Below are 13199 nucleotides of genomic sequence, written 5' to 3'. Positions count from 1 at the left end.
GCGTGCCCAAAGGCCTCAGCCGGACAGCAGGTAGAACACCCAGGCGCCGGCACCGCAGAAGATCGCGGTGGCCGCGAGGTAGCTGACCGCTAGAGCAATCCGGCGAGTAGACAACATCTGCACGACTGACACCATGAGTGTTGAGAACGTTGTGAAGCCCCCGAGGAAACCGGTCGAGATCAGCGGCACCTCGTTCCCAGTAAGACCGGCCGCGGCGGCTCCGGCAGCACAGCTGCCGACCAGGTTGACAGCAAAGATGCCGACAGGCCACGCGGGAGAGCGGAACAGGCGCGTGAGAGCGCTGTCGAGCAGATAGCGCGCGACCGCACCCAGGCCGCCCGCGGCGCACACGGCGAAGAAAACAAGCCCGGTCATGCTCGCCCTGAGAATCGGCGGCCGATGATTATTGCGGCGACCGCTGCCGCAAGCCCCGCCGCGATTGACAGCAGTGGGTAGAACGCGGATTCGGTCAGCCCACTGTGCACGGCGATTGCGGACGTGCTTGACAGCGCGCCAGCCAGTCCCGTGCCGAGGGCCAGGCGAACAAGCGGGTGCGCGGTTAAGCGCGATGTCAGGGCGAAGCCAAGCAGACCGCACGCCACGGTATTGGCGGCAAGCAGTGCTGGGCCTTCTGCAAACAGCAGACCCAGTCCTGCGCGAAGAGCAGTGCCGGCCATACCGCCGATGAAAACCGCCGCCAACCTGCTCAGCAGGTGCGGAGGCACGGCCTGTGCGGTGGCGCCTGGGGGTTCAGATTCAGACGGTTCGGCTGCGTGGGCAGCGGAAGTCACAGGAGATCGGCTTCGAGCGCGGCTCGTTCAAATGCCGAGCGTGCTGTCAGCAGGTTCTGCGCGAGAGTGTCACCCTGTGCTGCGGCCGCCGAGAATTCGCGCCATCCGCCTTCCCGCGCATCGCCGGGGGTGATCGACAGGATGCCGTCGGCTTCCACGGTTTCAGCCTTGAGCCATTCGCGCAGATCGCGGGCGGCACGGAAAACGCTCATAAAAGCAGAGTGGACCGCGGCATCAGAGAACGACTGCTTGGCTGACGAACTGAGAAAGCCGTCAAGCTGAGCTGCGCCTTGGGTCGGGAGGTCCTGACCGCGATCGATGCGGAGATTCTCCATCAGCGGGCTGTCAGCGGCGAAGACTTCGAGCAGCTTCTGCGCGGCGGGGGCGTCGGGCTGGTCTTCTTCTGGCAGTTCGGCCGCGTAGTAGACGGTGTTCTCGGCACTGCGGGCTTCCGCGACTTCGGCGTTGAGCGCGTCAATGCGGTTCTGCGTGCGTGCCCACTCTGCGCCGATGCCGACAGTGCCGGCCAAAACGACCAGGCCTGCGACGACGATGATGAGGCCGATGACAACAGCTGCGGTACCGGGGAAGATGACAGCCGCGACGATTCCCACAGCCACGATGACAACAGCGGCGACCGCAATGAGCAGTGCCGGCAGGGAATTCACGAGAAAGTCGGTAAAACGCTTCACACCGTCAACCTTAGTACGGTCACCCGTGGGACTATGGGAGGCAGAACTGATCACCTGCGAGGAGAGGGTCAATTGACTCACATTTCGGTCATCGGCTGTGGTTATCTCGGAGCGGTGCACGCCGCCGCCATGGCTTCCGTCGGACACACCGTTGTCGGTGTCGACACCGACAAGCAGAAGGTGCAGAAGCTGGAGAACTACCAGCCGCCGTTCTTTGAACCCGGCCTTGCTGAGCTGCTGGAAGCGGGGCAGGCGGATCATTCAGCCGGACAGAAAGGCGCGGACGGAACAGCGCAGCGCCTGCTGTTCACATCGGATATCTCCCGTGTGGCGGCGGCCACGGTCCACTTCATCTGTGTGGGCACGCCGCAGTCGAAAGACAGCAACGCGGCCGACATGACCTACGTGAACTCTGCGATCAGCGATCTCATGCCCCACCTCAAGCCCGGCGACCTGGTTGTGGGCAAGTCAACCGTGCCGGTGGGTTCGGCAGCTGAACTGGCGAAGAAGATCGCACCGACGGGAGCGAAACTCGCCTGGAACCCGGAGTTTCTGCGCGAAGGCCACGCGGTCGAAGACACCCTTCGCCCAGACAGGATCATCTACGGGGTCGAAAGCGGCAGCGAAGACGACCCGGCTGTGGCAATCCTCGATGAGGTGTACGCGCACAACCTGCGCGAAGAAGAAGCAACCCCACGGCTCGTTATGGACTACCAGACGGCTGAACTGGTCAAGACTGCCGCGAACTCGTTCCTCGCGACCAAGATTTCGTTCATCAACGCCATGGCCGAACTGTGCGAAACAGCCGGTGGCGACGTTGCCGTGCTGGCTGACGCCATCGGCATGGACAAGCGCATTGGGCGCCGGTTCCTCAACGCCGGTCTGGGCTTCGGCGGCGGCTGCCTGCCGAAGGACATTCGCGCCTTCATCGCCCGTGCCGACGAACTCGGAGTCGAACAGGCCGTGAGCTTCCTGCGGGAGGTTGACAGCATCAACATGCGCAGGCGCGCCCGCATGGTCGACCTGACGTGCGAAGCACTCGGCGGCGACCTCACCGGCAAGCGGATCACGGTGCTGGGCATTGCGTTCAAACCGAATACCGACGACGTCCGAGACTCTCCTGCACTCGATGTTGCTGAACGCCTGGAACAGGCCGGCGCACAGGTCGTCATCACCGATCCCGAGGCGATTGAAAACGCACGCCTGCGCGATCCCGAGCTGACCTACACGCCGGACCTGACAGAGGCCCTTACCGGAGCCGACGGTGTCGTTCTGCTGACCGAATGGCAGCAGTACAAGGACCTCGACCCGGTGGCTGCCGGCGAACTCGTTGCGCAGAAGGTCATCGTGGACGGCCGCAACGTCGTCGACCGCAAGGCCTACCGCGACGCCGGCTGGACGGTCCGCGGTCTGGGCAGGCAGGAATGAGCTTGGGTTCTTTCAGCGGGCGCGGCAGCTGTGGGGTCGGTCGCGGGAATCGCGGGAGTCGTGGCTGCGAGGTGGATGGTCTCAGAGTGGACGGTCTCGGGGGTGCGCTGTGATCGGTCTGGTTCTCGATTCCACCGTGCGGCTGAGCGACTCTGACCGCACAACGATCACCGAGGCGTTTGCCGGGCGGGTTCGCACAGTCGACCTCACGGTCACGATTGACGATGACGAGTTCCGGGATTCACAGCTGGACCCGTCTGAGCTGTGCTCGCGTATGCGCAATGGAAGCACCGCGCGGACTTCGATGCCCGCCGTCGAAGACTTCGCCGCTGCGATTCGCGAACTGCTGGACGACGGGGCTGACGGCATCATCATCATCACGCTCTCGTCAGAGATGTCCGGCACCTATAAAGCCGCGGTGGCCGCGGCTGCACAGGTTGCTCAGGAACGGAGGCTTGCTGCTGACGATGATGGGGCGGACGGCGGTATTGGGGCGGACGGCGGTCGGCCGGGCGAAGCCGTGGGCATCCGGGTGATTGATTCGCGCACCGCCAGCGCCGGCTCCGTCGGCATCGCCCACTGGGCGGCCGCATACGCACAGCAGGGTGTCGCAGCTTGCGGCGATGCCGCAGAAAAAGCCGCCGCACAGTACAGCGCAACCTTCTTTGTCCCCGAAACACTCGAGTACCTGCACAGGGGAGGAAGAATCGGCGGCGCGGCGGCTTTGTTCGGACGCGCACTGAAGATCGTGCCCGTCTTGCAGGTCGACGAAGGCCGCGTGGAACCAGCGGCCAGGGTCCGCACCACCGCAAAGGCCGCACGTCGCGCAGTCGACGAGGCCGTGGCCGCCGTGGACGCGATGCGGACGCATGACGGGGCGGAGAACCTGCGGGTGCAGGCGACCGTTATGCACCCCGAAGCCACAGACGGTGAAGCGAGCACGCTGTTCCAAGCCATCCTTGAGGCCGCACAGGCTCAATGGGATGACGTGGACACGGCGGTTCTGTCGACTGTTGTGACAGCCCATGTGGGTCCAGGCGCTGCTGGCGTAGAAGTGCGACTGGTTCCCTAAACAGCTCCTGCAACTTCAGGCGGGCACTTCTGTGTCTGCCGCTGTGGATGGTTTCACACTGTCCACAGGCACCCTCCGCTGGGCTTGGCGACGGGGTTGAATGCGGTGCATGAAACGCTCACCAGAAGACAGACTGGGTGCCCTGCGGGAAAACTCAGCGCAGGGCTGGCAGCCCGACGACGACGTCGATGACATCGCCGACCTGCTGCCCAAAAGCCGCCCGCTCCCGCGGCGGATGGTTATTGTGTCGCTTATGATCATCGTCCTCATCGCCCTCTGTGTTTTCGGTTTCCTCAGGACACGCGGAACCAGCCAGCCTGAGGCAGCGCAGATCACTGCGCAGCCGACCGAAAAGGCAAGCGTGCAGGTGCACGTCGCAGGGGCTGTGAAGAAGCCGGGTGTTGTCACCCTCGACGGACAAGCACGGGTGGTTGATGCTCTCGACGCCGCCGGAGGGACGAAGAAGAACGCTGATCTCACCCAGGTGAATCTCGCCAGGGTCGTCAAAGACGGTGAACAGATCGTTGTACCGGAAATCGCTGACGATGCCGGTGCAAACGCACCGCAGACGGCACAGGGCACAGCCGGAGGCGGCACCGGTTCCGCGGCCGGCGGCACAGCGGCGGGTGCGGGCCAGAAGATCAACATCAATTCCGCCTCGGCAGCTGAACTTGAGAACCTGCCCGGTATCGGACCGGTTACGGCAGCCGCGATCGTGGCGTACCGCGAGGAGAAAGGGCCTTTTGCCTCGGTGGATGCGCTGACAGAGGTGTCAGGCATCGGGGAGGCCACCCTTGAGAAGATCAAGCCGAACGCCACCGTCTGAGCATCTTTTTCGATATGCGCTGAAGTATCCCGTCACACTCCGCCTGGTGGCAACGGCTGCGGCCGTGTGGGTGTGTGCTGCTCTTCCCGGCCCCGATTGGACGATCCTGCTGGGCTCCGGGGCATTTGCACTCATTGCTGTTGGCCTGTGGGCGTGGACTGCGCGGTCATCCGGCGGCGTGCAGAAGACAGCGCTCGTAGCGGTGACGTGTGTTGTCGTTGGGATGGCCGCAGTGGGTGTCAGCACGGTGCGCATGCTCGGCACACCAGACGGAGGCGACCTGTCGGGGCAGGTCAAGATCGTCAGCGATCCGGTCCAGAGCGCTTCGGGGTGGTGGCGAGCGGCGGCCTCAACAGATGACGGCCCGGTCACCCTGTTGTCACGTGAAGAACTCCCCGAAGCCGGCAGCACAGCCCAGGCGGAACTGTCGCTCAAGCGCGCAGGGGCGCAGGCAACCGGTTTCGTCACCGCGCTTGAAGATGTGCGCGAACCGGTTGGCGCGTGGCGCATCAGGCGGGACGTGCGACAGGAGTTCCACGCGGCGGTGTCAGCAGGCAGTGAAGGTGCGGGGTTGGTGCCCGGTCTGGTGGTCGGCAATCGGACCACGGCCGATGACGCGCTGTTGGAGGACATGAAGATCGCCTCGCTGACCCACGTGTCGGCGGTCTCGGGTACGCACTTGGCGATTGTTGCGATGACCGCACTGTGGCTGGCCCGCTGGATCAGCCATCGTCCGCTGGCATCGACTGCAGTGGCCGTCGTGATCGTGGCAGGGTTCGTCTTCATTGTGGGTCCGGCGCCGTCGGTCATCCGTGCCGCGGGTATGGGGCTCGTGGGAGCCTACGCCGTTGTGCGCGGAACCGGTAAGCGCAGTCTGGCGCTCATAGCGGCGGCAGTCATCGGCGTCATCATCATCCGACCAGAGCTGTCCACATCGATCGGCTTCATCTTGTCGGTGTGTGCTGCCGGTGCGCTGATTGTGCTGAGTCAGCCGATGACAACCGCGCTGTGTCGGTTCATGCCGTCCTTTGCCGCGAACCTCCTCGCAGTTCCGGTGTGTGCTCAGCTGGGTGTTTTCCCGGTCCTGCTGACAATCGACAGTCAGCCGAACCTGTGGTCTATACCGGCAAACATCGTGGCGGTTCCCGCACTGGGGCCGATCGTCATCGGAGGGCTTGCGGTACTTGCATCCGGGGGACTGCACGTACTCACGGGCTGGGCCGTTTTCGGATACTTCGCTGATGGTGTGGGCTGGCTGCTCCAGTGGCCTGCCCAGTGGATTGTGGTGGTCTCCCACACCGCTGCCGCTTTGCCTGGTTCTGTGCTGCCGTGGGCGGCGGGAATCGCGGGTGTCATTCTGGCCGCCCTACTTGGAATTGCCATTGGTGTTGCTGTCCTCGGCTTTCGGAAAACCAGGGTCCGCCGCATCGCCGTGGCTATTGCTGTCTGTGCGCTGGCAACCGGGATGGGACTGCCTTTTATTCACCGTCCCGCTGGTGACTGGACGGTCGCGTTCTGCGATGTCGGGCAGGGCAGTGCGACAGTGGTCCGGCTCAGTGCCGCACACTCCCTGCTGATCGATGCCGGACCGGACGAGGTGAAACTCGCCGACTGCTTGTCTGTTCTGAGAGTGCGGCAGACGAGTGTCATCATCAGCCACTTCGACGCCGACCACTACGCGGGCCTGCGCGCTGCCACGACGGGTGGGCGGACAGTCGAAGCAGTGTGGACATCCGCTCCGAGCCTCGCGGACCCCAGAGTAAGCGAAGTGCAGACTCTCACGGGTCACGAGGTGCAGGGGCTTTCAGACGGCATGGCCTTTTCAGCCGGTGATATCCGGTGGGAAGTGCTGTGGCCGCCGCCTGCGATGACAGCACAGGCCGACGGGCGCAATCAGATCTCAGCTGTCATCAAGGTCGAAACCGCCGAAGTCTCAGTTCTTGTCACAGGCGACGTCGAAGAAGACGGACAGAGAGCCATGGCGGCTGAGAACATAAGCGCCGACATCCTCACCGCACCCCACCACGGTTCCCGGTTCATCGATGAGGGTTTCTTCACCCAGGTGGGAGCCTCCGCCGGGATAGTGTCTGTCGGAGCTGACAATCGCTACGGCCACCCAACACAACAGGCGCTTGACGCATTCGGCCCCGTGCCGGTGCTGCGCACAGACGAATGCGGCACCGTCGTACTCCGCCGAGACGGACAGCTGACAGGCCTCGGCGGGTGCACAGCAGCCGTGAACCGCTAGGCTGATCCCGTGGCAGCGAAGAAAACCCTCACCCCGTGGCACCGGGCCAAACCGGCACCCATCGTGCTGATTTCCGGGCCGGAAGCCGTTCTTGCCAGAAAAGCCCAAGACACCGTGCTGCGCAAGGCGAAGAAAACCCACGGGGATGACATCACCCACCTCGATGCCAGTTCGTACCAACCGGGTGAGCTTGCACAGGCGGCTGCACCGTCGCTGTTCACTACCCGCGGGATAGTGGTGGTCGAAAACTGCGCCACCATGAACGACTCCTTCTTAGACGACGCGCTCGCCTACGCGGCTGAACCCTCCGATGACATGGTCGTCATCCTCAAACACTCAGGCGGCAACAGGGGAGCACGGCTGATCAAGGCGCTCGAAAAAGCAGAGTTTCCCCGCATTGACGTATCGGCCCTGAAATCAGAAGCCGACAAGAACGCCTTTGCCGAAGGCGAATTCAAACGTGCCGGACGTTCCATTCGCCCGGATGCGCTCGCGGCCCTGATGGATGCACTCGGATCAGATGTTTCTGAACTCGATCAGGGTATCCGCCAGCTGCTTGCAGATACGGAAGGCGAGATCACCCACCAGATCGTCGACCGCTACTACGGCGGACGGGTCGAAGCGACGGGCTTCAAAGTCGCTGACGCGGCATGTTCCGGCAATACTGGGCAAGCGCTCGCGCTGACCCGTCACGCACTGTCAACGGGAACTGATCCCGTGCCGATTGTTGCAGCGATTGCGCTGAAGCTCCGTCAGCTGGCGAAGGTGCAGGGGCTCAGCGGTTCGTCGGGACAGCTGGCGGCGGAACTCAAGATGGCGCCGTGGCAGGTGGATCGGGCGCGCCGGCAGGTGCGCCAGTGGAACGAGGCGGAACTCGGCCGGGCTCTTCTCAGTGTGGCTGCCGCTGACGCAGCCGTGAAGGGCGGGGGACGGGACCCCGAGTTCGCCGTCGAAACCCTCGTGCGGGAAGTCGCCCAAGCAGCCCGCAGGCGCTGAAGCGAACCCCGGCACTGAACTACGACTGTCGACGCCCGCAACCCACCCCAAGCACCCCAAAAACAGCACGAAAAAGGGGACGAACCACACGGTTCGTCCCCTTTTGTCGGCTTTATCAGGCCTTGAGCGCGTTCACAGCCTTAGCCAGGCGCGACTTGCGGTTTGCTGCGTTCTTCTTGTGCAGCACACCCTTGCTCACTGCCTTGTCGATCTTGCGCGAGGCAACCTGCAGGGCTGCCTGTGCTTCGTCAGCGTTGCCAGCTTCGATAGCTGCGCGGACGTTGCGGATGTGACCGCGAACTTCGCTGCGCACAGCGCGGTTGCGCAGGCGAGCCTTTTCGTTGGTCTTGTTCCGCTTGATCTGAGACTTGATATTTGCCACTTCAACACTCTTCTGTCGAATTCAATAGGTCGTGAGGGCTTCCCGATAATCGATGCGCCCTCAGCGGGGAAAGCGTCCGGCGCCTGAATATCAGGAGTACATCCGCCCGACCATGGTGAGACACACACCTTGGCGGACATACGGCCAAAAGCTTAGCGGTTTGCGGGTCCGAACGCTAATTCCTGCGGGACGTTCGTGCGGTTGTCTTCACCACACGCGGGGCTTCTTCTCAGCCCCACAGCGCTGCTGTCAGCCTTGCCCGCCGGTGTCGATGTTCTCCACGATCTTCGAATACAGCGTCATGGGTATGATGGAGCCCTCGCGTCGCACAGCATTGGGGGCAATGCGGATGACCCGGTCCAAGCGGATTTCCGACGGTCGGTTTTTAGAGTCCCAATCGCCGGAGCCGATGTTGATCCACGGTGTTCCGTCGTTCTGCCGGATTTCGCCAACATTGCCGGGCACGTGGTCTTGTGAGGTGAGCATGAGCCCCAGCAGCCATGAACCGTCGTGGCCAACAAGCAGAACGGGGCGGTCTTTGCCCTTCGTGGAGTCCTCTTCGTAGGGAACCCACGCCCACACGACTTCGCCGGGGTCGGGATTGCCGTCAAGGTCAGGGGAGTAGACGGGGCGGACCGTACCGGTGAAGTCACCGGGGTAGCCGCCGGAGGGCCGTTTGGGGAACCCCTGCTTGATCGGCTGCTTCTCAGCCCGCCGGGCGATCGAAAAGTCGTCGCGTTTCTTCTGACTGCCACCGCGCTTCTGCGGGCTTGTCTTCTGCTTATCGGCCCGCCCGGGCGAGCTGCCGGGACCGCGGTGAGTTCCACCTCGTGAGTCTGGCGAGGTGGAGGTCCCGCCTCCCAGGAGGAGGTCGGCTGCCAGCCGACCCACCTGTTCTTGGTCGACGCTGCGGCTGAGCGCGTTGATTCCTGCGCGCAGCCCCCTGCGGATGAGGCGCTGTGAGAAGTTGGAGTTCGCCATGTGTCAACGATAAGCGCTGACTGGGCGTATGAGACAATGAGGAGCTGTTTGAGACCCACAAAGGAGCGTTCATGCCTCAGGTGAGCGATACTGCTGCCCAGCGGATTCAGGTGGCGTCCACCGACCCTGCGAATATCCGCAACTTCTGCATCATCGCCCACATCGACCACGGTAAGTCGACTCTTGCCGACCGTATGCTGCAGATGACCGGGGTGGTGCAGCCGCGTGAAATGCGCGCCCAGTACCTCGACCGGATGGACATCGAGCGCGAGCGCGGCATCACGATCAAGTCGCAGGCGGTGCGCATGCCGTGGATGACGGATGACGGTGAACCGTTTGCACTCAACATGATCGACACTCCCGGCCACGTGGACTTCTCCTACGAGGTTTCGCGTTCGCTGGCCGCATGTGAAGGTGCGCTTCTGCTGGTCGACTCGGCGCAGGGCATTGAAGCCCAGACACTGGCGAACCTCTACATGGCGATGGAGCACGACCTGACGATTGTTCCCGTGCTCAACAAGATCGACCTGCCGGCAGCGAACCCGGACAAGTACGCGGAGGAACTGGCTAACCTCATCGGTGTTGAACCCGAAGACTGCCTGCGCGTGTCCGGTAAGACCGGTGAAGGTGTGGAGGATGTTCTCGACCGGATTGTCAGCGACATTCCCGCACCGGAGGGCAACAAGGACGCTCCTGCCCGCGCAATGATCTTCGACTCCGTCTACGACACCTACCGCGGCGTTGTCACCTACGTTCGCGTGGTCGACGGCAAGTTGGCTCCGCGCGAAAAGATCCAGATGTTCTCGACCGGATCGACGCACGAAACCCTCGAGATCGGCGTGTCCTCGCCTGAGCCCAAACCGTCGAAGGGTCTGGGTGTTGGTGAGGTCGGCTACCTCATTACGGGTGTGAAGGACGTGCGCCAATCGAAGGTCGGTGACACGATCACGACCGCCGCGGACCCTGCTGAAGAGGCGCTCGAGGGCTATCAGGAGCCCAAGCCGATGGTGTTCTCCGGCCTGTTCCCGATTGACGGTTCGGATTACCCGGTGCTGCGTGATGCACTGGAAAAGCTGCAGCTCAACGATGCTGCGCTGACTTTTGAGCCTGAAACGTCTGCGGCTCTTGGCTTCGGCTTCCGCTGCGGCTACCTGGGTCTGCTGCACTTGGAGATTGTGCGCGACAGGCTGGAGCGCGAATACGATCTTTCGCTCATTTCGACCGCACCGTCTGTTGTGTACCAGGTGACGATGGAAGACGGCAGCGAGTACACGGTGACCAACCCCAGCGAATACCCGGAAGGCAAGATTAAGGAAGTCCGCGAACCGATGGTTGCGGCAACGATCCTCACGCCGTCGGATTTCGTTGGTCCCGTCATGGAGCTGTGTCAGAGCAAGCGCGGTCAGATGAACGGCATGGACTATCTGTCGGAAGACCGTGTGGAGCTGCGCTATCGCATGCCCCTGGCTGAAATCGTGTTCGACTTCTTCGACCAGCTGAAGTCCCGCACCCGCGGCTACGCATCCCTTGACTACCAGGATGACGGCGATCAGGCCGCCAACCTCGTCAAGGTCGACATTCTGCTGCACGGTGATCACGTGGATGCGTTCTCTGCGATTGTCCACCGTGATGACGCCTACCATTACGGCGTGAAGATGGCTGGGAAGCTCAAGGAGCTCATTCCCAGGCAGCAGTTCGAAGTTCCCGTGCAGGCGGCGATCGGTTCGCGCATCATTGCGCGCGAGACGATTCGCGCTATCCGCAAGGACGTTCTTTCTAAGTGCTACGGCGGTGACATCAGCCGTAAGCGCAAGCTGCTTGAGAAGCAGAAGGAAGGCAAGAAGCGCATGAAGATGGTCGGAACCGTCGAAGTTCCGCAGGAAGCGTTCATTGCCGCACTGTCGTCGGATGCTGCCGGCGGCGGGAAGAACTGACGGAAGAGCTGATCGGTGCCGGCACAGCCTGACGGCGACGTTCCTCCGCTTGACGGTTCTCTGCCTGCCTCCGCGCAGGCTGGGGCCGAATCACGCACACTCAGTGCCTATATTCACGTGCCCTATTGTCGGGTGCGCTGCGGCTACTGCGATTTCAACACCTATACGGCCGAGGAACTCGGTCCGGGTGCCAATCGTTCCGATTGGGCTGGGAATCTAGCTCACGAGGTGGAGCTCGCCTCCCGCGTTCTGGCTGACTTCCCGGCCAGGGCTGTGAGCACCGTATTCTTCGGCGGCGGGACGCCGACTCTTCTGCCGGCCGCTGATTTGGCCTACGTGCTTGAGCGTGTGCGGGACGCTTTCAGCCTGGCGGATGACGCCGAGGTGACGACGGAGGCGAACCCCGACACTTTAAGCCCTGAATATGTGGCCAAGCTGGCTGAAGCTGGGTTTACGCGGGTGTCCATGGGCATGCAGTCGGCTGTGCCGCACGTATTGGCGACACTGGATCGCACGCACAATCCAGAGCAGGTACCCAAAGCTGTTCAGTGGGTCAAGGACGCCGGTATGCAGGTGTCAGTTGACCTCATTTATGGCACACCGGGCGAATCAGCCGAGGACTGGCAGCGGTCTGTTGAGGCAGCCGTTGCGATGGAACCGGACCATATTTCGGCGTATTCGCTCATTGTCGAACCGGGCACCAAGATGGGTGCGCAGGTTCGCCGTGGTGAGCTTCCCATGCCCGATGAGGACGATCTGGCAGATAAGTATGCAGCGGCTGACGCTGCTTTTTCTGCCGCTGGCCTGAACTGGTACGAGGTGAGCAATTGGGCGCGCACTGCCGACCATGAATGCCGCCACAACAATGCCTACTGGACGGGTCAGGACTGGTGGGGCTTCGGCGCTGGCGCGCACTCGCACATTGGGGGAGTGCGCTTCTGGAATGCCAAACACCCGCGAGCATGGGCTGATCGGCTGAGCCAAGGGCAGTCGCCGGCCATTGGCCGCGAAGGGCTTGACGTGGATACTCGCAGGCTGGAAGACCTCATGCTGCGGGCCAGGATCCGGCAGGGCATGAGGCTGGCTGAGCTGCCTGCGGGTACTGAACTTCTGCTGGAGCAGTTTGCCCAGCAGGGTCTTGTAGAACCTGATGAGGAATGGCTCGCGCTGACATTGCGTGGGCGACTCATGGCGGATTTCATTGTCCGTGAGCTGTCGGAATACCTGTAGTCACAGCGGCAGGTGAGCGGCGCCTCGTGCCCCTGACAGTTTTGGAACCAGGCTTGGCGTATTAGGCGTCAGCCTTAAGTGCTGGATCAACCTTGGGCTGAGCCGCCACGTGAGAATGAACTTGGGGCGATCAGTTCTAACCAGTACATTAGCGTTCTGCGGACGTAGGGCACCCACATGGGTTATTCCATGGTTTTGGTGGGCAGCTGTCGCTAGAAGCCGACATCAGTCATTAAGTCAGAATGCCAAAACAATGCCCCGGCGACATGGTAGAAACCAGCGGTCGGTACGGGGCTTACAGGTCGGACTATACGAAACTAACTCCCGACTGGGCAACCTAATGCTGACAGTGGCGGCTGGTCAGGGTCTTAGCAACAGATCCTTGCGGCTGCCCTCAGCAGGAACCTGAAGGTCCAAGACCGGTGCTTACCGCAAGTTCCGGTAGAAGTGACCTGCTTAGATGAGTACATTGGACTTTCGCGTTTGCTGAGCCAGCTTTGGACGCGGTGCAATTCGCGCAGGTGCTCCGTGCTCAGCGCCTGTTAGCCCTAGAATATTACATCCCCACGACTCTCCTGGGAAGCGCGCTTGGGGGGTGTCCCTATGGTGTTTGTCAAGC

The 13199-nt window shown here is 62.5% G+C and carries 12 protein-coding genes; 7 read left to right on the top strand and 5 right to left on the bottom strand.

The annotated features are described in order from the left end of the window. Positions 1-15: 15 nt before the first annotated feature. Genes HMPREF3087_RS00060 through HMPREF3087_RS00050 form a run of 3 tightly spaced genes read right to left on the bottom strand, consistent with a single transcriptional unit; the run spans position 16 to position 1483 of the window. Positions 16-375: a fluoride efflux transporter FluC gene (locus HMPREF3087_RS00060; RefSeq protein ID WP_070427615.1), complete on the bottom strand. Its 360-nt coding sequence runs from the start codon at positions 373-375 to the stop codon at positions 16-18. Beyond that, positions 372-791 carry a CrcB family protein gene (locus HMPREF3087_RS00055; protein ID WP_070427614.1) on the bottom strand — a complete coding sequence of 140 codons (420 nt, stop codon included), beginning with the start codon at positions 789-791 and terminating at the stop codon, positions 372-374. Before HMPREF3087_RS00055 ends, HMPREF3087_RS00060 begins: the two co-directional genes overlap by 4 nt. Continuing rightward, a complete protein-coding gene (locus HMPREF3087_RS00050; protein WP_070427613.1) occupies positions 788-1483 on the bottom strand; it encodes a hypothetical protein in 696 nt (231 codons plus the stop codon). The genes HMPREF3087_RS00055 and HMPREF3087_RS00050 overlap by 4 nt, the downstream gene beginning before the upstream one ends. Positions 1484-1555: 72 nt before the next feature. Between HMPREF3087_RS00050 and HMPREF3087_RS00045 the strand changes: the two genes are divergently transcribed. The 5 genes from HMPREF3087_RS00045 (at position 1556) to holA (ending at position 8053) form a co-directional block, all read left to right on the top strand. After that, positions 1556-2911, top strand: coding sequence for a UDP-glucose dehydrogenase family protein (locus tag HMPREF3087_RS00045; protein ID WP_083271934.1), 1356 nt, complete (start codon positions 1556-1558; stop codon positions 2909-2911). Positions 2912-3020: 109 nt separating this feature from the next. Further along, the gene (locus HMPREF3087_RS00040; RefSeq protein ID WP_070427611.1) at positions 3021-3983 is read left to right on the top strand and encodes a DegV family protein; all 963 of its coding nucleotides are present in this window, start codon (positions 3021-3023) and stop codon (positions 3981-3983) included. Positions 3984-4092: 109 nt separating this feature from the next. Next, a complete protein-coding gene (locus HMPREF3087_RS00035) occupies positions 4093-4809 on the top strand; it encodes a ComEA family DNA-binding protein (protein ID WP_061941152.1) in 717 nt (238 codons plus the stop codon). Positions 4810-4855: 46 nt separating this feature from the next. After that, positions 4856-7057, top strand: a complete 2202-nt coding sequence (locus HMPREF3087_RS00030) for a ComEC/Rec2 family competence protein (RefSeq protein WP_070427610.1) — start codon at positions 4856-4858, stop codon at positions 7055-7057. Between the two features lie 9 nt (positions 7058-7066). Beyond that, positions 7067-8053, top strand: a complete 987-nt coding sequence (holA, locus tag HMPREF3087_RS00025) for a DNA polymerase III subunit delta (RefSeq protein WP_070427609.1) — start codon at positions 7067-7069, stop codon at positions 8051-8053. Between the two features lie 115 nt (positions 8054-8168). Here holA and rpsT read toward each other — a convergent pair whose 3' ends face one another. Together rpsT and HMPREF3087_RS00015 are read right to left on the bottom strand one after the other, a co-directional pair. Beyond that, entirely contained in the window at positions 8169-8435 is a 267-nt protein-coding gene (gene rpsT / locus HMPREF3087_RS00020; RefSeq protein WP_061941135.1) for a 30S ribosomal protein S20, read from the bottom strand. 249 nt (positions 8436-8684) lie between these two features. Further along, on the bottom strand, positions 8685-9416 hold the full coding sequence (locus HMPREF3087_RS00015) for a type II toxin-antitoxin system PemK/MazF family toxin (protein WP_070427608.1): 732 nt from the start codon (positions 9414-9416) through the stop codon (positions 8685-8687). A gap of 71 nt (positions 9417-9487) precedes the next feature. Between HMPREF3087_RS00015 and lepA the strand changes: the two genes are divergently transcribed. After that, entirely contained in the window at positions 9488-11350 is a 1863-nt protein-coding gene (gene lepA / locus HMPREF3087_RS00010; RefSeq protein ID WP_070427607.1) for a translation elongation factor 4, read from the top strand. A gap of 15 nt (positions 11351-11365) precedes the next feature. Then, positions 11366-12580, top strand: coding sequence for a radical SAM family heme chaperone HemW (hemW, locus tag HMPREF3087_RS00005; RefSeq protein WP_070427606.1), 1215 nt, complete (start codon positions 11366-11368; stop codon positions 12578-12580). Positions 12581-13199: the final 619 nt, after the last annotated feature.

The sequence above is a fragment of the Brevibacterium sp. HMSC22B09 genome, assembly GCF_001806795.1.
GTDB classification, from domain to species: domain Bacteria; phylum Actinomycetota; class Actinomycetes; order Actinomycetales; family Brevibacteriaceae; genus Brevibacterium; species Brevibacterium ravenspurgense.
This window is presented reverse-complemented; position numbering and strand designations above follow the sequence as displayed.

Coding starts and splice junctions, on each gene's coding strand:
- HMPREF3087_RS00035 (WP_061941152.1), top strand. CDS start 4,093: ATGAAACGCTCACCAGAAGACAGACTGGGTGCCCTGCGGGAAAACTCA.
- HMPREF3087_RS00015 (WP_070427608.1), bottom strand. CDS start 9,416: ATGGCGAACTCCAACTTCTCACAGCGCCTCATCCGCAGGGGGCTGCGC.
- lepA (WP_070427607.1), top strand. CDS start 9,488: ATGCCTCAGGTGAGCGATACTGCTGCCCAGCGGATTCAGGTGGCGTCC.
- HMPREF3087_RS00060 (WP_070427615.1), bottom strand. CDS start 375: ATGACCGGGCTTGTTTTCTTCGCCGTGTGCGCCGCGGGCGGCCTGGGT.